Source organism: uncultured Alsobacter sp. (genome assembly GCF_945952055.1).
Taxonomy (GTDB): Bacteria; Pseudomonadota; Alphaproteobacteria; order Rhizobiales; family Beijerinckiaceae; genus Alsobacter.
In genome coordinates this window covers 41,277-58,232 of sequence record NZ_CAMFHB010000024.1, presented here as the reverse complement: position 1 = coordinate 58,232, position 16,956 = coordinate 41,277, and the positions used below count along the sequence as shown (strand labels likewise).

Annotated in this window: 16 protein-coding genes; 10 read left to right on the top strand and 6 right to left on the bottom strand. The window is 68.9% G+C overall.

Annotated features, from left to right (window positions below):
• Positions 1–26 precede the first annotated feature (26 nt).
• The gene (locus Q0Q47_RS18000; RefSeq protein WP_293862852.1) at positions 27–1,196 is read right to left on the bottom strand and encodes a mandelate racemase/muconate lactonizing enzyme family protein; all 1,170 of its coding nucleotides are present in this window, start codon (positions 1,194–1,196) and stop codon (positions 27–29) included.
• 139 nt (positions 1,197–1,335) lie between these two features.
• Between Q0Q47_RS18000 and Q0Q47_RS17995 the strand changes: the two genes are divergently transcribed.
• From Q0Q47_RS17995 to Q0Q47_RS17985, 3 genes are read left to right on the top strand one after another with little or no spacing between them, the layout of a single operon-like run.
• Positions 1,336–2,379, top strand: a complete 1,044-nt coding sequence (locus Q0Q47_RS17995; RefSeq protein WP_293862850.1) for a succinylglutamate desuccinylase/aspartoacylase family protein — start codon at positions 1,336–1,338, stop codon at positions 2,377–2,379.
• Positions 2,380–2,438: 59 nt separating this feature from the next.
• Positions 2,439–3,941, top strand: a complete 1,503-nt coding sequence (locus Q0Q47_RS17990; RefSeq protein ID WP_293862848.1) for a M81 family metallopeptidase — start codon at positions 2,439–2,441, stop codon at positions 3,939–3,941.
• Between the two features lie 37 nt (positions 3,942–3,978).
• Complete coding sequence (locus tag Q0Q47_RS17985) at positions 3,979–5,154, top strand: mandelate racemase/muconate lactonizing enzyme family protein (protein WP_293862846.1); 1,176 nt, start codon at positions 3,979–3,981, stop codon at positions 5,152–5,154.
• 400 nt (positions 5,155–5,554) lie between these two features.
• Here Q0Q47_RS17985 and Q0Q47_RS17980 read toward each other — a convergent pair whose 3' ends face one another.
• Genes Q0Q47_RS17980 through Q0Q47_RS17965 form a run of 4 tightly spaced genes read right to left on the bottom strand, consistent with a single transcriptional unit; the run spans position 5,555 to position 8,811 of the window.
• Positions 5,555–6,016 carry a hypothetical protein gene (locus tag Q0Q47_RS17980; protein ID WP_293862844.1) on the bottom strand — a complete coding sequence of 154 codons (462 nt, stop codon included), beginning with the start codon at positions 6,014–6,016 and terminating at the stop codon, positions 5,555–5,557.
• Between the two features lie 60 nt (positions 6,017–6,076).
• A complete protein-coding gene (locus Q0Q47_RS17975; protein WP_293862842.1) occupies positions 6,077–7,072 on the bottom strand; it encodes an ABC transporter ATP-binding protein in 996 nt (331 codons plus the stop codon).
• On the bottom strand, positions 7,069–8,079 hold the full coding sequence (locus Q0Q47_RS17970; RefSeq protein ID WP_293862840.1) for an ABC transporter ATP-binding protein: 1,011 nt from the start codon (positions 8,077–8,079) through the stop codon (positions 7,069–7,071). Before Q0Q47_RS17970 ends, Q0Q47_RS17975 begins: the two co-directional genes overlap by 4 nt.
• Positions 8,080–8,091: 12 nt before the next feature.
• The gene (locus tag Q0Q47_RS17965; RefSeq protein ID WP_293862838.1) at positions 8,092–8,811 is read right to left on the bottom strand and encodes a GntR family transcriptional regulator; all 720 of its coding nucleotides are present in this window, start codon (positions 8,809–8,811) and stop codon (positions 8,092–8,094) included.
• A gap of 138 nt (positions 8,812–8,949) precedes the next feature.
• Between Q0Q47_RS17965 and Q0Q47_RS17960 the strand changes: the two genes are divergently transcribed.
• The 6 genes from Q0Q47_RS17960 (at position 8,950) to Q0Q47_RS17935 (ending at position 14,625) form a co-directional block, all read left to right on the top strand.
• The gene (locus Q0Q47_RS17960) at positions 8,950–10,500 is read left to right on the top strand and encodes an ABC transporter substrate-binding protein (protein WP_293862836.1); all 1,551 of its coding nucleotides are present in this window, start codon (positions 8,950–8,952) and stop codon (positions 10,498–10,500) included.
• Positions 10,501–10,518: 18 nt separating this feature from the next.
• The gene (locus Q0Q47_RS17955) at positions 10,519–11,466 is read left to right on the top strand and encodes an ABC transporter permease (protein ID WP_293862834.1); all 948 of its coding nucleotides are present in this window, start codon (positions 10,519–10,521) and stop codon (positions 11,464–11,466) included.
• The gene (locus Q0Q47_RS17950) at positions 11,456–12,349 is read left to right on the top strand and encodes an ABC transporter permease (protein WP_293862832.1); all 894 of its coding nucleotides are present in this window, start codon (positions 11,456–11,458) and stop codon (positions 12,347–12,349) included. Before Q0Q47_RS17955 ends, Q0Q47_RS17950 begins: the two co-directional genes overlap by 11 nt.
• Positions 12,350–12,464: 115 nt before the next feature.
• Positions 12,465–12,785 carry a DUF1330 domain-containing protein gene (locus Q0Q47_RS17945; RefSeq protein WP_293862830.1) on the top strand — a complete coding sequence of 107 codons (321 nt, stop codon included), beginning with the start codon at positions 12,465–12,467 and terminating at the stop codon, positions 12,783–12,785.
• A 76-nt stretch (positions 12,786–12,861) separates the two neighbouring features.
• Positions 12,862–13,848, top strand: a complete 987-nt coding sequence (locus Q0Q47_RS17940; protein WP_293862828.1) for an acetamidase/formamidase family protein — start codon at positions 12,862–12,864, stop codon at positions 13,846–13,848.
• A gap of 15 nt (positions 13,849–13,863) precedes the next feature.
• Positions 13,864–14,625, top strand: a complete 762-nt coding sequence (locus Q0Q47_RS17935) for an SDR family NAD(P)-dependent oxidoreductase (RefSeq protein WP_293862826.1) — start codon at positions 13,864–13,866, stop codon at positions 14,623–14,625.
• An 88-nt stretch (positions 14,626–14,713) separates the two neighbouring features.
• On the opposite strand, the gene xth is transcribed toward Q0Q47_RS17935, so the two are convergent.
• On the bottom strand, positions 14,714–15,520 hold the full coding sequence (xth, locus tag Q0Q47_RS17930; protein ID WP_293862824.1) for an exodeoxyribonuclease III: 807 nt from the start codon (positions 15,518–15,520) through the stop codon (positions 14,714–14,716).
• Between the two features lie 286 nt (positions 15,521–15,806).
• On the opposite strand from xth, the gene Q0Q47_RS17925 reads away from it, so the two are divergent.
• A complete protein-coding gene (locus Q0Q47_RS17925) occupies positions 15,807–16,787 on the top strand; it encodes an ABC transporter substrate-binding protein (RefSeq protein WP_293862822.1) in 981 nt (326 codons plus the stop codon).
• Positions 16,788–16,956 lie beyond the last annotated feature (169 nt).

The window sequence follows — 16,956 nt, the reverse complement described above, 5'->3', positions numbered from 1 at the left end:
TGCTGCGCGAGATCGACCGAAGGCTTTCAGGCGAACAGGGGCGCCGGATCGGGCGTGTACCGCGCGATCTTGTCGCGATCGATGCGCACGCCGAGGCCCGGCTCGTCCGGAATGTCGAGCATGCCGTCGGCGTCGAGCTTGAACGGCTCCTGGAGGATGCCGTCGACATAGGGACTGCCGCCGATGAACTCGACGAGGTCGCAATCGGGGAACGCCGAGGCGAGCTGCAGGTCGGCGGCGACGCCGAGCGCCGTGTTCCAGCCGTGCCCGATGTACTTCACGCCGAAGTCGTAGGCGAGCCAGGCGATCTTGCGCTGCTCGGAGATGCCGCCGACCTTGGTGACGTCCGGCTGGATGATGTCGAAGGCGCCCTTGGTGAGCCAGGGGATGAAGGCCTGGCGGCGCGTCAGCACCTCGCCGCCGGCGATCGGCACGGGGCTCGCCTTGCGCAGCGTGATGAAGTCGTCCAGCGCGTCGGGCTTCAGCGCCTCCTCGAACCAGCCGACGTCGTAGCCGGCCAGCATCTCGGCGGTGCGCAGCGCCCATTTGAGGCCCTGGGGCCAGTAGGCGTCGCTCGCGCCGGGGTCGACGAAGAGCTTGGAGTCCTGGCCGGCCGCGTCGCGCGCGGCGGCGACGATGGCCTCGTCGAGGCCGTAGTCCTTGGCGCGGCCGAAGGGGCCCCAGCCGATCTTGAAGGCGCGGAACCCCTGGGCGCGATACTGCGCCACGAGGCGGTGCATGGCGTCCGGCTCTTCCATCAGCAGCGAACAGTAGGGCTGCACCTTGCGCCGGTAGCTGCCGCCGAGCAGCCGGCCGACCGAGAGACCCGTCGCCTTGCCCAGGATGTCCCAGCAGGCGATGTCGATGCCGGAGATGGTGTGGGTGAGCGTGCCGCCGCGTCCCATCCAGAACGTGTTCTGGTGCAGCTTCTCGGTGACGCGCTCCGGCTCCAGCGCATTCTCGTCGCGGTAGAGGGGCTCCAGCACCTTCAGGCCCGCCTGCACGAGGCGCCCGTCTGTGAAGACGCTGCCATAGCCCGTGATGCCGGCGTCCGTGTGCACGGCGACGATGGCGTGGATGGAGTCTTCCGGCCGGATCTCCGCCGACCAGCCTCCCTTCGGGCTCTCGCCGAACAGCGGCGCGGCCTCGATGCGGGTGATCTTCACGGGCCCGAGTGCACGCCGTCCTTCGGCCATCGATCGCTCCTCCCTCAAGGCGCCTCGTGCGCCTGGAATCTGTGTCGCCCGGGGCGGCCGGCGACCTTCGCCGCCGCTTGACTTGCCCCAAGATCGTATACAAACATACGATCCGAGAAGAAACTTGTCGAGGGCTGCCATGGCGACCGAGAGACCAAGAAGCCGGGTTCGGTGTGAGGTCGACTTCGACAGGAACGGGCGGCAGGCGGGCTATGCGCGAGCCCCGCTGTCGCGCAACACGTCCGGCTGGGGCGTGGTCGAGATCCCGATCATCGTGCTCAAGAACGGCAGCGGCCCGACCGTGCTGCTCACCGGCGGCGTGCATGGCGACGAGTACGAGGGGCCCATCGCCGTCTCGAAGCTCGCACGCACACTCAAGCCCGAGCAGGTGCAGGGCCGCGTCATCATGATGCCGGCGGTCAACATCCCCGCGGTCATGAACGACACGCGCCTTTCGCCGGTCGACAACCGGGACATGAATCGCTGCTTCCCCGGCGACCCGCGCGGCACGTTCTCGGAGATGCTGGCCCACTTCATGGACAGCGTGATCCTGCCCCTGGTCGACGTGTCGGTGGACCTGCACACCTGCGGGCACTCCGGCGACAGCGCCCCCTCCACCAACATGCACTATGTCGACGACGCGGCGATCCGCGAGCGGACCATGGCGCTGGCCAAGGCCTTCGGCGCGCCCTTCAACGTGGTGTTCAGCGGGGTCGACGAGGGCGCGACGCTGACTTCCGCCGTCGAGCGGCGCGGCATCGTCTCCCTCGGCACGGAGCTCGGCGGCTGGGGCCGCGTCAGCGTCGAGGGCGTGCGCATCGGCGAGCGCGGCGTGCGCAACGTCCTGAAGCAGCTCGGCGTCATCGAGGGCAAGCCCGACACGGCGCAGCGCGACGGCAGCCCGGCCACCCGCCACATGATGGTCCGCAACGCCGAGTGCTACGCCTTCGCCCCGCGCAGCGGCCTGTTCGAGCCCCTGCAGGTGGTGGGCGACCGCATCGAGGCCGGGCAGACCGCGGGCTTCCTGCATTTCGTCGAGGACGTCGACGCCGCGCCGATCGAGGTCGTGCACCGCGCCTCGGGGCTCCTGTGGATGTCGGCGGGCCCCGGCCGCGTGCAGCGCGGCGACTGCGTGGCGGTCGTCATGCAGGACTACGACGAAGCCCAGTTCTCCCACGACTGACGGCGGCACGGCCCTGCCGCGTCCCGCCCTTCCGCTCACCCCTCCCCGAGGACCTCGCCATGACCAGGCGCCCGCGCATCCTGATCGTCGAATGCATGCAGGAAATCTCGTCGTTCAACCCCCTGCAGTCGGGCTATGACGACTTCCACATCGAGCGCGGCGAGGAGATGCTGTCGCAGGACGGGCTGAACACCGGCCTCGGCGGCGCCCTGCCGGTGCTGCGGGCCGCCGGCTACGACATCGTGCTCACCATGAGCGCGCGGGCCGGATCGGGCGGGCTCCTGGCCGCCGCCAGCTGGAAGCGGCTGTCCGGCGAACTCGTGGACGCCATCAAGGCGGGCGCGGCCGGCGGGATCGACGCGGTGTACTTCTCGCTGCACGGCGCCATGGGGGCCGACGGGGAGCTCGATCCCGAGGGCTGGCTGCTGCAAGAGACCCGGCGCATCGTCGGCGAGGCGATCCCGATCGTGATCTCGCTCGACCTGCACGGCATCCTCACCGACCGGATGCTGAAGCAGGTCAACGGGCTCGCGATCTACCACACCTATCCGCACGTCGACTTCGCCGACACCGGCGAGCGCGCCGCCAGGCTCCTCGTGCGCATCCTGGACGAGAAGCTGAAGACCACGATCGCCCGGGTCGTGATCCCGGCGCTGGTGCGCGGCGACGAATGCATCACCAAGTCCGGCTGCTACGGCGACTGCATCCGCGAGGCCCAGCGCATCGAGCGCGACGGCACCGCGCTCGCCGCAGGCATCATGATCGGCAACCCCTTCACCGACGTGCCGGAGCTGTGCTGCCAGGTGCTCGTGTGCACCGCCGGCGAAGAGGCCACCGCCAAGGCCGAGGCCGTGCGCATCGCCGAGGAATTCTGGCCGCTGCGCTTCCGCATGCAGGGCAAGTTCATCTCGCTGGAGCGCGCCATCGCCCAGGCCGAGACGATCAAGGGACCGGTGATCTTCACCGATGCCGCCGACGCGACCTCCTCCGGCGCGACCGGCGACAGCGCCATCATCATCGACGGCCTGCACCGGGCCGACACGCGCAAGCGCGTGCTGGCGCAGATCGTCGACCCGCATGCGGCGGCCGCCGCGCACAAGGCCGGCGTCGGCGCCACCATCGACGTGACGCTGGGCGGCGCGATCGATCCCAAGCGCTTCAAGCCCATGCGCGTGAAGGCGACGGTGAAGCTGCTCTCGGACGGCAAGGCGCGGCTGGAGACCATGAAGACCGGGCTCGATGCCGGCCCCACGGCGGTGCTCACCTTCGGCACCTTCACGGTCGTGGTGTTCTCGAAGACGCTGAGCCTGTTCGACCGCGCGATGTACTACGCCAACGGCCTCGACCCGCGGGACTTCGACGTCATCGTCGTGAAGTCGCCCCACACCGAGTACCACATGTACGACCAGTGGGTGGCCAAGAACTTCAACATCGACATCCCCGGCGCGACCTCGGCGAACCTGCCGACGCTGGGCCACACCATCTGCGCACGGCCGATGTACCCGCTCGACCCGAACGTGGAGTTCCATCCGCGTCCGGTGACCTACACCCGCCAGGCCTGAAGAGCCCCGCCCTCCCCCTGACAGGACCGCGTCCCCCATGAAAATCGAGGCCGTCGACTTCTTCTATCTCTCCATGCCGCAGGTGACGACCGAGGCGGACGGCAGCCAGGACGCCCTCGTGGTGCGGGTCGCCGGCGGCGGGCACGTGGGCTGGGGCGAATGCGAGGCGGCCCCCCTGCCCTCGATCGCGGCCTTCGTCTGCCCCATGTCGCACGGGGTCTGCCGGCCGGTACAGGATTCGGTGCTCGGCCAGACGCTGGACGGCCCCGCCGACATCGCGCGCATGGCCGCGCTGGTCGAATACGACAGCATGGACCTGCTGCAGGCCGCCCACACCTTCTCCGGCGTCGAGATGGCGATGTGGGACCTGCTCGGCCGGGCGCGCGGCGAGCCGGTGTGGAAGCTGCTCGGCTACAAGGCCTCGCACGGCAAGGTGCCCTACGCCTCGCAGCTGTTCGGCGACACGCCGCAGGAGACCCTCGAACTCGGCCGCAAGGCCAGGGCCCGGGGATTCCGCGCGGTGAAGTACGGCTGGGGTCCCATCGGGCGGGGCACGCCCGCCGAGGACGGCGACCACTTCGCCGCCGCGCGCGAGGGCATCGGCCCCGACGGCATCCTGCTCGTCGACGTCGGCCAGATCTTCGGCGAGGACGTGGACCGTGCGCTGGCCCGCCTTCCCGCGCTCGAGAAAGCCGGCGCGACCTGGCTGGAAGAGCCCTTCCACGCGAGCGCGCTCGAGGCCTACGGACAACTCGCGGCGAAGAGCGCGAAGGTGAAGCTCGCCGGCGGCGAAGGCGCGCACAACGTCTTCATGGCCCGCCATCTCATCGACTACGGCAAGGTCGGCTACGTCCAGATCGACTGCGGCCGTATCGGCGGCATCGGCCCGGCCAAGGCCATCGCCGACTACGCGTCGGCGCGCGGCGTGACCTACGTGAACCACACCTTCACGTCGCACCTCGCTTTGTCGGCTTCGCTGCAGCCGTACGCGGGGCTGGCGCAGGACACGATCTGCGAATTCCCGGTGGCGCCGAAGTCGCTCGCCGTGGACCTCACCTCCAACCACCTGAAGCCCGATGCCAATGGCGAGGTCCGGGCCCCCGACGCGCCCGGCCTCGGCATGACCGTGAGCGAGGCGGCGCTGCGGCAGTACCGGGTGGACGTGGAGATCAAGGTCGGCGGCAAGACGCTCTACGCCACGCCGGCGGTGTGAGGCGCGACGGGGGTCTTCCTGGGCCCCAAAATCGCTTTCGCGACCCCCTCCCCGCGTCCTGCCCGGGCCCGGCCCGGGCATCCACGACTTTGCCGGGGGCCGTCCTCAAGTCGCGGGTGGCCGGGCCAAGCCCGGCCATGACGTCGGAAAGGTTGGCGGAGGCTGGAAAGCCAGCAGACGTCGCAGGCCCGCCGGCCTCAGAGCGTGTGAATCTTTCGGCAGTCCAGCTGACACGTCCCTCTCCGCGTCCTGGCCGGGCTTGGCCCGGCCATCCACGACTTGAGTATGGCCCAGGCAAAGTCGTGGATGCCCGGGCCGAGCCCGGGCAGGACGGCGGAGGGGTGGTCGCGCACTGGAAGAGTTGGATGCAAAGCGGCGCCGAACATTGAATCACCAGCCCTCAGTTCGCCGCCGCCTGGCTCAGCACCTTGCGGATGCTCGGAGCCTGCTTGTCGCCGATGTCGAAGATCCGCAAGCCCGCCTTGGTCTTGCTCAGCACCAGCGTGACGCCGTCCTGCGCCGCGGAGTTTTCGAAGGTCACGTCCACGATGATTGTCTTGTCGTCGCTGGACCTTTCCACGAACGAGACGTTCTTGATGTCGAAGTCCTGGCAGGAGCACAGCGGGTTGTAGTCGATGGTGCCCACCTCCCCGCCGGCGCGCTTGCTGTCGGCCTTGAACAGGCGGATGAGCGAGTCGTCGAAATAGGCCTTGGCGTCCTTGCCGAGCGGTTGGAGCCCCCGGCCGTTGGCATCGAAATTCCGGTAGATCTTCGCCACGAGCGGCGCCACGCGCGCATCCTCGGCCGAACTTGCGGACGCGGCCAGGCAGAGTGCCGCCGCGATGAACCCTGTGCGTTGCATGTCGGCAGCCCGCTGAAACCTCGCGCTCCGCTGCATTGAGCTGAGCTCAAGCCGATCCTGTCAACCCGCGGGCCCCGTCTGGTGGGCCGGCCCGAGAAGATGGCACGCCGCCTCGTGCCCCGCGCCCACCGCAGCCAGCTTCGGCCGCACGCTCCGGCACACGTCCATCACGTGCGGGCAGCGCGTGTTGAAGCGGCAGCCCGGCGGCGGGTTGCTGGCGCTGGGGACGTCGCCGGTGAGCGGCTGGAAGCGGCGCTTTCCGACACCGACCTCGGGAATCGAGGCGAGGAGGGCCTGGGTGTAGGGGTGCCTCGGCGCGGCGAAGAGCGCGGCGCGGTCGGCGATCTCGACGATCTCGCCCAGATACATCACCGCCACCCGGTCGCAGATGAAGCGGATGACGCCGAGGTCGTGCGAGATGAAGAGGTAGGTGAGCGACAGCTCCGCCCGCAGGTCCTGCAACAGGTTCAGGATCTGGGCCTGGATGGAGACGTCGAGGGCGGACACGGCCTCGTCGAGCACCAGGAAGCGGGGCGAGAGCGCCAGCGCCCGGGCGATGCCGATGCGCTGGCGCTGGCCGCCCGAGAACTCGTGCGGGAAGCGCGCGGCGTGGTGCGGCAGGAGGCCCACGATGTCGATGAGCTCGCGCAGGCGCTTCTGGCGGGAGGCGTTGTCCCCCACGCCATGGACCACCAGCGGCTCGACGATGAGCTCGCCCGCCGTCATGCGCGGGTTCAGCGAGCTCATCGGATCCTGGAAGACGATCTGCAGGTCGCGCCGCAGGTCGCGCAGCGCCTTGCCGGCGAGCCCGGAGATCTCGGCGCCGTCGAAGCGGATCGAACCCATGCTGGGGTCGAGCAGGCGCACCACCATGCGCCCGGTCGTGGTCTTGCCGCAGCCCGACTCTCCGACCAGCCCCAGCGTCTCGCCCCGCGCGATGTCGAAGCTCACCCCGTCGACCGCCTTCGTCTCCAAGGGCGGCACGAGGAAGCCGCTGGCCCGGCTGCGGAAGACCTTGCCGAGGTCGCGGACGCGGACGAGCGGTTCCCCGGTCACGCGGGTGTCTCCAGCAGGGGCTTGAGGCAGGCCGCCCCGTGGGCGGGGCCGACCACGACGCGCGGCGGATCGGTGGCGGCGCAGGCGGCGTCCGCCTGGGCGCAGCGGGTGCGGAACCGGCAGCCGCTCGGCAGGTCGAAGGCTGGCGGGACGGTCCCGGGGATGGCGGTGAGCCGGGCCACGTCGTGCGTGGCGGAGGGCCGGCTGGCCAGCAGCCCGCGCGTGTAGGGATGGGCGGGCCGCGCGAAGATGGCGTCAGCGGCCGCGTCCTCGACGATGCGGCCGGCATACATCACGGCCACGCGGTCGGCGAAGGAGGACACGACGCCGAGATCGTGGCTGATGAGCACGATGCCCATGCGGTACTCCTGCTGCAACTCGCGCAGGAGCTCGAGAATCTGGGCCTGGATGGTGACATCGAGCGCCGTGGTGGGCTCGTCGGCGAAGAGCAGGCGCGGGTTGCAGGCGATGGCGATGGCGATCATCACCCGCTGCCGCATGCCGCCGGAGAGCTGGTGGGGATAGTCGTCGAGCTTGCTGCGGGGCGACGGGATGCCCACGCGCGCCAGCAGTTCGGCCGAGCGTTCCCGCGCCTGCCCCTGCGTCACGACACCGTGGCGCACCAGCGTCTCGCCGATCTGCCGGCCGATCGTCAGCACGGGGTTCAGGGCCGTCATCGGCTCCTGGAAGATCATGCTCATGGCCGAGCCGCGCAGGCGCTGCAGCCGCTTCTCGCCGATCCCCAGCAGGGTCTCGCCCATGAGCGACAGGCGGTCGGCGGTGACGCGGGCGGACGAGGGCAGAAGGCCCATGGTCGCCTGCGCCGTCACGCTCTTGCCCGAGCCCGACTCGCCGACGATGCCCAGCACCTCCCCCTCGCGCAGCGACAGGGAGACGCCGTCGACGACGGTGAGACCGGAGAAGGCGACGGAGAGCCGCGTCACCTCGAGGAGCGGCGCTTCGCCGCCCGCCTTCGCCGCCGCTGCCCGTCGCGCCGTGCCCAGCATCGACGGATGCCCTCAGCTCGCCTTGCCCGAGAGGCGAAGGCGCTCGATGAAGCCCTCGTGGTCGAGGGCCCGCGTGTAGTCGACGATGTGCTCGCGCATCAGCGTCGCCACGGCGCGCGCGGGCTTGCCGCGCAGCGCGTCGATGATGTCGGTGTGTTCGTCGGCGATCGGCACCAGGTCCTTTTGCATGGCCGACAGGCCGAAGATGATGGTGAGCTGCAGGGACAGCGGCTCCCAGGTGCGCAGCAGGACCTCGTTGCCGGTGAGGCCGCACAGCTGGCGGTGGAACACCGTGTCGAGGCGGGCGAGCTCGTAGCGGTCGCCGCGGCGGGCCGCGTCGACCATGAGGTCGCGGGTGCGCACCAGAGGCGCGAGGATCGACGGGTTCTTCTGCGCGGCGACCCGCGCCTCCTCGGCGGCGAGCTGCTCCAGCACGAGACGGACCTTCAGCACCTTCTCGAGCCGCACGACGCTGACGTCCATGAGGCGCATGCCGCGATAGGGCATGTTCTCGACGATGCCCTGGCTTTCCAGCAGCCGCAGCGCCTCGCGCACGGGCACCCGGCTCACCTGGAGCCGGCGGGCCACCTCGGCCTCGACCACGCGGTCGCCGGGCAGGAACGTGCCGCTCGCCGCGGCCTCGACGATGCGGTCGACGACCTGCTCCACGAGCGTCTTGCGCTCGTTCAGGGGTTCGAGCGCGTCGGACTGAAGGGGGATGGGAGAAGCCATTGCCTGCTCATTGCATTGTTCGACGAGTATCGTATACGATTATACGAACGGCGCCACAACCTGCCCTTCGTCGGCGCGACCAATTCAATCAAAGACGGGCATCAATCGGGTGCTAGGAGGACCGCCGTGAGGATCTGCATGAACGCTGTGCTTTTCCGCCGCATCGCCGTGGCCGTCGCGCTCGGCGCGGCGACGTCCCTGACATCGCCCGCCTTCGCCCAGAAGGCCGGCGGCAACATGATTTTCGCGCAAGGGTCGAACCCGCCGAGCCTGGACGGGATGGTCACATCGTCCCAGGCCTCGCGCAACATCACGATGCACATCTACGAGAGCCTGTTCGGCTACGACGAGGACATTCGTCCGATGCCGATCCTGGCCGAGTCCCTGAAGATCTCGGACGACGGGCTCACCTACACGATCCCGATCCGCAAGGGCGTGAAGTTCCACAACGGCAAGGAGATGACCGCCAAGGACGTCAAGGCGTCGCTCGAGCGGTACCGCAAGCACGGCGCCACCGCCGGCCTGCTCAATCCGGTGACCAGCATCGACATCACCGGTCCCTACGAGATCACCCTGAAGTTCGCCAAGGCGACCCCCACCTTCCTGGAAGCCTTCGCCTCGCCGCGCGCGCCAGCCGTCATCATCCCCGAGGAGGAGACGGGGAAGGATCCCGGCAAGATCGAGTTCATCGGCACCGGTCCCTACAAGTTCGTCGAGTACGTGCCCGACAGCCACGTGAAGCTCGCGAAGTTCGCCGAGTACTCCCAGGACACGCGCTTCAAGGGGCCCGACGGCTTCGGCGGCAAAAAGACCGCCTACTTCGACACCATCACCTTCCGCATCATGCCGGAGACCGGCGCGCGGACGGCGGCGCTGGAGGCGGGTGAGATCCAGGGCAACGAGCAGATCCCGGTGCCGACCGCCAAGCGCCTCGCCGGCGATCCGAAGTTCTCCGTCTACGAGAACAAGCGCTGGGGCTTCCTGACCTTCATCATGAACCTCAAGCAGCCCCCGGCGGACAATCCGAAGTTCCGCCAGGCCGTGCAGGTCGCGCTGAAGATGGAGCCCATCGTCGGCATCGCCACCGAGGGCCTGTTCGGGCTGAACCACGGCTGGCAGTATCCCGGCACCACCTACGACGCCGGCGACATCGGCAAGAACCTCTACAATCTCGGCGACGCGGCCCGGGCCAAGGCGCTGCTGCAGGAGGCGGGCTACAAGGGCGAGCCCTTCTCCATCCTCACCGACTCCAACACGCCCGAGCACGGCAAGTCGGCGGTCGTCATCGCCGAGCAGCTCAAGGCGGTGGGCATCAACGCGGTCATCAACCAGGTCGACTGGCCGACGGCGCTGAAGATCCGCCTGCAGGACACGGGCTGGAACGGCTGGACGCTGGTGATGGGCATCGAGCCCTACATGGGCCCGGTGGCCGTGGTCTCGACCCTGTCGGGCCCGACCACCCACTTCCGCCAGCCCGACGCGAAGCTCGACGAACTCTACCAGGAGCTGATCACCGGCAAGAGCGTGGAAGAGCGCCAGGCGACCTTCAAGAAGATCCAGGCCCGCCTCTACGAGCTCAACGCCATCATCAAGATCGGCGACGTGGGGCTGGCCCAAGCGACGCGGTCCAACGTGAAGGGCTTCAAGACCTTCCGCTTCCCGCGCCTCTACGACGTGTGGTTCGAGTAAGCTCGGCCGGGACTTCGCATGCTGCGTTTCCTGATATCGCGACTGATCAGCGCCGTTCCGGTGCTGATCGTCGTGTCCCTGGTCTGCTTCCTGCTGATGTGGATCGTTCCGGGCGATGTCGCCTCGGAGATCGCCGGCGCGGACGCGACCCCGCAGCAGATCGCGCAGATCCGGATGAATCTCGGCCTCGACCGCCCGCTGCTGCAGCGGGCGGTCGACTGGTACTGGAACCTGCTGCACGGGGACCTGGGCCGCTCCTACCTGCTGAACCGCAGCGTGACCGACGCCGTGCTCGAGCGCCTGCCGGTGACGCTGTCGCTGGCCGCCATCGCGCTGACGCTCGCCATCGTGCTCGGCGTGCTCCTGGGCGTGCTCGCGGCGGTCAACCACAACCGCCCCCTCGACCAGGGCGCCATGACGCTCGCCCTGCTCGGCCTGTCCATGCCGGATTTCTGGTTCGGGCTGATGCTGATCGTCGTTTTCGCCGTGCAGCTCGGCTGGCTGCCGACCGGCGGCTTCGTTCCGCCATCGGAGAGCCTCGTCGGCTGGGCGAAGTCCATGACCCTGCCGGCCCTCACCCTCGCCTTCACCCAGATGGGCGTGATCGCGCGCATGACGCGCTCGGGCATGCTCGACGCGCTGGGGCAGGACTACGTGCGCACCGCCCGGGCCAAGGGCCTCAGCGGCGGGCAGATCGTCTTCGTCCATGCGCTGCGCAACGCGCTCATCCCCATCGTCACGGTGGCCGGCGTCATGACCGGCGTGCTCATCGGCGGCGCGGTGGTGGTGGAGACCGTCTACTCGCTCCCCGGGAGCGGGCGCCTGATCGTGGGGGCCATCCAGCGGCGTGACTACCCGATCATCCAGGGCGGCCTCTTGATGACGGCAGGCATCTTCGTGTTCGTGAACATCGTCGTGGACGTGCTCTACGGCCTGCTCGACCCGCGGGTGCGCCATGGCCGCTGATGCCGCCCTGCCCTCCGCGACCGCGATCCGGCTGCGCCAGGCGTGGCGCTTCGCGGTTCGGCTCCTCGAGCACCGCTCCTTCCTGATCGGGGAGATCCTGTTCCTGGCCATCGTCGCCTGCGCGGCGCTGGCCGGCGTGCTGGCCCCCGACGATCCCAACCGCAACGACTACACCGCCATCCTGACCGCGCCCGGGGCCGAGCACCGCTTCGGCACCGACGCCTTCGGACGCGACATCTTCGCCCGCGTGCTGCACGGCGCCCGCGTCTCGCTCTTCATCGGGCTCAGCGTCGTGGTGGGAACGGGGATCGCCGGGGTCGTGATCGGAACCCTGGCCGCCTACGTCAACGCGCTCGACGGACTGTTCATGCGCACCATGGACGGGCTCATGGCCTTTCCCGGCGTGCTGCTGGCGATCGCGCTCTCCTCCGCGCTCGGGCCGTCGGAGTTCAACGTGATCCTGGCGCTCACGGTCTCCTTCATGCCGCGCACGGCGCGCGTGGTGCGCGCGAGCGTGCTGGTGGTCAAGGAACTGCCCTTCGTCGAGTCCGCGGTGGCCATCGGCGCGGGCCACTGGCGCATCGTCACGCGCTACATCCTGGCCAATTCGCTGTCCCCGCTCATCGTCCAGCTCACCTTCGTCTTCGCCGTGACGGTGCTGGCCGAGGCGATCCTGAGCTATATCGGCGTGGGGCCGCCTCCCCCCGCCCCCTCGCTCGGCAACATCATCGCCGAGGGGCGCAACTACATCCGCGAGGCGCCGTGGATCGCCTTCTTCCCCGGGATCGTGATCGCCGCCACCGTGCTGGGCCTGAACCTCATGGGCGACGGCCTTCGCGACGTGATCGACCCGCGCCTGCGCAAGCTGCGCGAGGCGGGCTGAGACCGGGGGCCGCCCCGGTTCGATGACCTCGGAGGTCATCGACTCGCCGCGCGATCCGCAGTGTTCTCCAGGCGTCGCGCCGGCATGGCGCATACGGCTGCCACGGAGACGCATCATGACCACCTATGCCATCGGCAACCTGCGGGACGTCCGGATGGGGCCGGACATCGTCGGCTATCTCGAGCGCATCGACGCGACGCTGCGCCCGTTCGGCGGGCGCTTCCTGGTGCACGGCGGGCCGGTCGAGACGCTGGAAGGCGACTGGCAAGGCGCCCTCGTGGTGATCGCCTTCCCGGACCGGGCGAGCGCCACGGGATGGTACGGATCGCCCGCCTATCGGGAGATCCTGCCGCTGCGCACGAACAACGCAACGACCGACGTGATCCTCGTCGACGATGTCGGACCGGCGCACAAGGCGACAGACGTACTAGGCTGAAGCGACGCCCGCCCCCTGGAACCGTCCGCCGTCGCGCCTAAGATCATGGCGTCATGCCATGGAATGGGAGGCGGGGATGAGCTGGATCGAAACGTCGTACATGGGCCGGCGCGGCGTGGCGCGCGGCGCGCAGGGCCAGACGCACGAGATCACCGAGGCGGTGCAGGGCGAGTATCGCTACATGTACGGCCCCTATGTCGCTCCCGTGCTGCGGATCAGGCCCGGCGACGTCGTCGCCGCCCACACCCACGATGCCTTCGGCGGGGCCATCAAGACCGAGGCGGACCTGCCGTCCAAGGTCCTCAACATGCCTTTCGTGAACCCGCAGAACGGCCCGGTGGCGGTGGAAGGCGCCGAGAAGGGCGACGTGCTGGCGGTGCGGATCCTCTCGATCGTGCCGCGGGGACCGCAGCCGGCGGGCACCACCGCGTTGATCCCCGAGTTCGGCGGCCTCGTCGCGACGCCGACGACCGCGATGCTCAACGCGCCGCTCGCCGAGAAGGTCAAGAAGATGGAGGTCACGACGGCGGGCGTGAAGTTCTCCGACCGGATCACCCTGCCCTACGAGCCCTTCGTGGGCACGCTCGGCGTGAGCCCGGAGATCGAGGCGGTGTCCTCGCTGCAGCCGGACTACTGGGGCGGCAACATGGACCTCCCCGACGTGGCGCCGGGCGCCATCGTCTACTTCCCGGTCCAGCACAAGGACGCCTACCTCTACATGGGCGACTGCCACGGCCGGCAGGGCGACGGCGAACTCTGCGGCGTGGCGGTCGAGATCCCGGCCGTGCTCACCGTGCAGGTCGACCTGATCAAGGGCTGGAGCATCCCCGGTGTCCGGCTGGAGACCGAGGACTTCATCATGAGCGTGGGCAGCGCGCGGCCCATGGAGGACGCGGCGCGCATGGCCTATCGCGACCTCATCCGCTGGCTCGTCTCCGACTACGGTTTCGACGAGGCGGAGGCCTATTTCCTGTGCACGCAAGCCGGACGCGTGCGCGTCGGCAACATGGTGGACCCCAAATACACGCTCGGGGCCTCCATGCTGAAGAGCTACATCCGGTAACAGAGGGGCATCGTCGTGGATCTCGGACTGAAGGGACTGAACGCGCTCGTCACGGGCGGCAGCAAGGGCATCGGACGGCGCTGCGCCGACATCTTCGCCGACGAAGGGGCGAACGTGTCGGTGTGCGCCCGCAACGCCGGCGAGGTGACCGACGCCGTCGCGGGCCTCACCGCCAAGGGCGTCAAGGGCTTCGGCCAGGCGGTCGACGTCAGCGACAAGGCGGCGCTGGAAGCCTGGGTGGCCGCGAGCGCGCAGGCGCTGGGCGGTCTCGACATCCTCGTCGCCAACGTCTCGGCCCTGGCGGTCGAGAACGACGAGGAGGCGTGGCGGCGCGGCTTCGAGGTGGACATGCTCCACACCGTGCGCGCGGTGACCGCGGCCATGCCGTATCTCGAGAAGTCGAAGGCGCCGGCGATCGTCATCATCTCCAGCGTCTCGGGCCGCGAGGTGGACTTCACCGGCCCGGCCTACGGCGCCTTCAAGGCCGCGCTCGTCCACTACGCCCAGCGCCTCGCCTACGAGCTCGCGCCGAAGATGATCCGCGTGAACGCCGTGTCGCCGGGCAACACCTATTTCGACGGCGGCATCTGGCAGCACATCGAGCGCAACATCCCGGACCTGTTCAAGCAGGCGCTCTCCCTCAACCCGACCGGGCGCATGGCCACCCCGGAGGAGATCGCCCGCGGCGTCGTGTTCCTGGCCAGCCCGGCCTCGTCCTTCACCACGGGGACGAACCTGGTGATCGACGGAGCGCTGACGAAGGGCGTGCAGCTGTGAGGTGAAGCTCGCCGAGGTCGGCGAGCTTTCTTCCGTCAGGATGCATCGATGATGGGGGGCCGGTGCGGGGAGAGCGCCGGCCCCCTGCTCACCGCCGCGGCACGCGCCCGGCCGAGCCTTCAACCTCGCCCAGGCGGATCCATGTCGGCGCGTGGTCGCTGGCCTTCTCCCAGCCGCGCACGTGCCGGTCCACGCCGGCCTCGAGCAGGTCGTCGGCCACGGCGGGGCTGGCCAGCAGGTGGTCGATGCGCAAACCGGCGTCCCGGCCATAGGCATTCCGGAAATAGTCCCAGAAGGTGTAGATCCGCTCGCCGGGATGGAGGTGGCGCAGGCAGTCCGTCCAGCCCTGGTCCACGAGTTCGGCATAGGCTGCACGGACCTCGGGGCGGAACAGGGCATCGTCCCGCCAGCGTTCGGGCTTGTAGACGTCGAGGTCGGTCGGCATCACGTTGAAGTCGCCGGCCAGCACGACCGGGACGTTCTCGGCCAGCAGGCCCGCCGCGTAGGCCTTGAGGCGCGCGAACCAGCGCAGCTTGTAGTCGAATTTCGGCCCGGGTGCCGGGTTCCCGTTCGGGAGGTAGAGGCCGCCCACCAGGATGCCGCCGACAGCAGCCTCGATGTAGCGGCTCTGCTCGTCCTCCGGCTCACCGGGAAGGCCGCGGCGCGTCGGTACGGGCGTCGTACCCTTTGCCAAAATCGCGACCCCGTTCCAGCTCTTCTGCCCGAGCCATGTCGCGCCGTAGCCTGCGTCCTCGATCGCCGCGGCTGGAAAGCGTTCTTGCGGGGCCTTGAGTTCCTGCAGGCACACCACGTCGGGCTGTGCTTCCGCCAGCCAGCGCAAGAGAACCGGCAGGCGTCCGTTGACCCCGTTGACGTTGAATGTCGCGATCTTCATGACGGCGTCCTGCTTCCGGGAGCCAAGGTCCAGAGCTCAACCGATGGCACGTCGGGCTCGTTCCGCCTCCCGCGTAGCGAGCGCCACTGCGGAGCGGTCATGTCTTCGGTTGATCGATGACGTCGTTGCCAGCCGACATCGATCGCTTTGTACGACATTTTCTGTCAATACTTGAAAGCCTGAACTCTGCTTTACTTTCATTTTACTTGACTGTTCGCTGATCCAATTCTCTTCTTGAGCCGTGGCAGACGAACCACGTGGACGAGAACACTCCTGGGAGAGAACCATGACGCTCCTGACGCGCCGCACGGCACTGCTGGCGGCAACGGCCGCCCTCGCGCTCGGCACAAACCCGGCGCTGGCTCAGGGCCTGCCGCCGCTCAAGGCCAAGCAGACCTACAAGGTCGGGTTCGCGCAGACGGAGAGCAACAATCCCTGGCGCATCGCGCAGACGCAGAGCATGCAGGACCAGGCCAAGAAGGAAGGCTGGCAGCTCGTCTACACCGACGCCGCCGGCTCGGCGGCCAAGCAGGTGTCCGACGTCAACAGCATGATCGCCCAGAAGGTCGACCTCATCTTCCTGGCGCCGCGCGAGGAAAAGCCGCTGATCCCGGCCGTCATGGCGGCGAAGAAGGCTGGCATCCCGGTGATCCTGCTCGATCGCAGCGTCGACCCCAGCCTGGCCAAGCCCGGCGTGGACTATGTCACCTTCATCGGCTCGGACTTCGTGGACGAGGGCAAGCGCGCGGCCGAGGCGCTGATCAAGGCGACCAACGGCAAGGCGACGATCATCGAGCTCGAGGGCACGACCGGATCCTCGCCCGCCAACGACCGCAAGAAGGGCTTCGACGAGCGCGTGAAGGCGGAGAGCGGCATGAAGATCGTCGCCTCACAGTCGGGCGACTTCGCCCGCGACAAGGGCAGGCAGGTGGCCGAGACGCTGCTGCAGGCCCACCCGGACGCGACCGCCATCTACGCCCACAACGACGAGATGGCGATGGGTGCGATCGCGGCGCTGGAGGCCGCCGGCAAGAAGCCCGGCAAGGACGTGATCATCGTCTCGATCGACGGCACCCGCGACGCGCTGCAGGCGATCGTCGACGGCAAGCTGCTGGCCACGGTGGAATGCAATCCGAAGTTCGGGCCCAAGGCCTTCGAGACCGCCAAGCGCTACGCCAAGGGCGAGAAGATCGAGCCGTGGGTGGTGAACACCGACCGGTTCTTCGATGCGAGCAACGCCAAGCAGCTGATAACGGACGCGTATTGAGGGGGGCCTCACCCGCAGTGCCAACAGGTGGGCCCGCCACACTCTCAGCCGTCCTGCCCGGGCTCGGCCCGGGCATCCACGACTTTGCCCGGGCAGTTCTCTGGCCCACCGCCGAAGTCGTGGATGGCCCGGCCAAGCCCGGCCGGGACGCGGAGAGGTGGTTGATGGC

Bases quoted from the DNA above. Each gene is read 5' to 3' on its own strand.
- Q0Q47_RS18000 (WP_293862852.1), bottom strand. From the start codon at position 1,196: ATGGCCGAAGGACGGCGTGCACTCGGGCCCGTGAAGATCACCCGCATC.
- Q0Q47_RS17995 (WP_293862850.1), top strand. From the start codon at position 1,336: ATGGCGACCGAGAGACCAAGAAGCCGGGTTCGGTGTGAGGTCGACTTC.
- Q0Q47_RS17990 (WP_293862848.1), top strand. From the start codon at position 2,439: ATGACCAGGCGCCCGCGCATCCTGATCGTCGAATGCATGCAGGAAATC.
- Q0Q47_RS17985 (WP_293862846.1), top strand. From the start codon at position 3,979: ATGAAAATCGAGGCCGTCGACTTCTTCTATCTCTCCATGCCGCAGGTG.
- Q0Q47_RS17980 (WP_293862844.1), bottom strand. From the start codon at position 6,016: ATGCAACGCACAGGGTTCATCGCGGCGGCACTCTGCCTGGCCGCGTCC.
- Q0Q47_RS17970 (WP_293862840.1), bottom strand. From the start codon at position 8,079: ATGCTGGGCACGGCGCGACGGGCAGCGGCGGCGAAGGCGGGCGGCGAA.
- Q0Q47_RS17965 (WP_293862838.1), bottom strand. From the start codon at position 8,811: ATGGCTTCTCCCATCCCCCTTCAGTCCGACGCGCTCGAACCCCTGAAC.
- Q0Q47_RS17960 (WP_293862836.1), top strand. From the start codon at position 8,950: ATGAACGCTGTGCTTTTCCGCCGCATCGCCGTGGCCGTCGCGCTCGGC.
- Q0Q47_RS17955 (WP_293862834.1), top strand. From the start codon at position 10,519: ATGCTGCGTTTCCTGATATCGCGACTGATCAGCGCCGTTCCGGTGCTG.
- Q0Q47_RS17950 (WP_293862832.1), top strand. From the start codon at position 11,456: ATGGCCGCTGATGCCGCCCTGCCCTCCGCGACCGCGATCCGGCTGCGC.
- Q0Q47_RS17945 (WP_293862830.1), top strand. From the start codon at position 12,465: ATGACCACCTATGCCATCGGCAACCTGCGGGACGTCCGGATGGGGCCG.
- Q0Q47_RS17940 (WP_293862828.1), top strand. From the start codon at position 12,862: ATGAGCTGGATCGAAACGTCGTACATGGGCCGGCGCGGCGTGGCGCGC.
- xth (WP_293862824.1), bottom strand. From the start codon at position 15,520: ATGAAGATCGCGACATTCAACGTCAACGGGGTCAACGGACGCCTGCCG.
- Q0Q47_RS17925 (WP_293862822.1), top strand. From the start codon at position 15,807: ATGACGCTCCTGACGCGCCGCACGGCACTGCTGGCGGCAACGGCCGCC.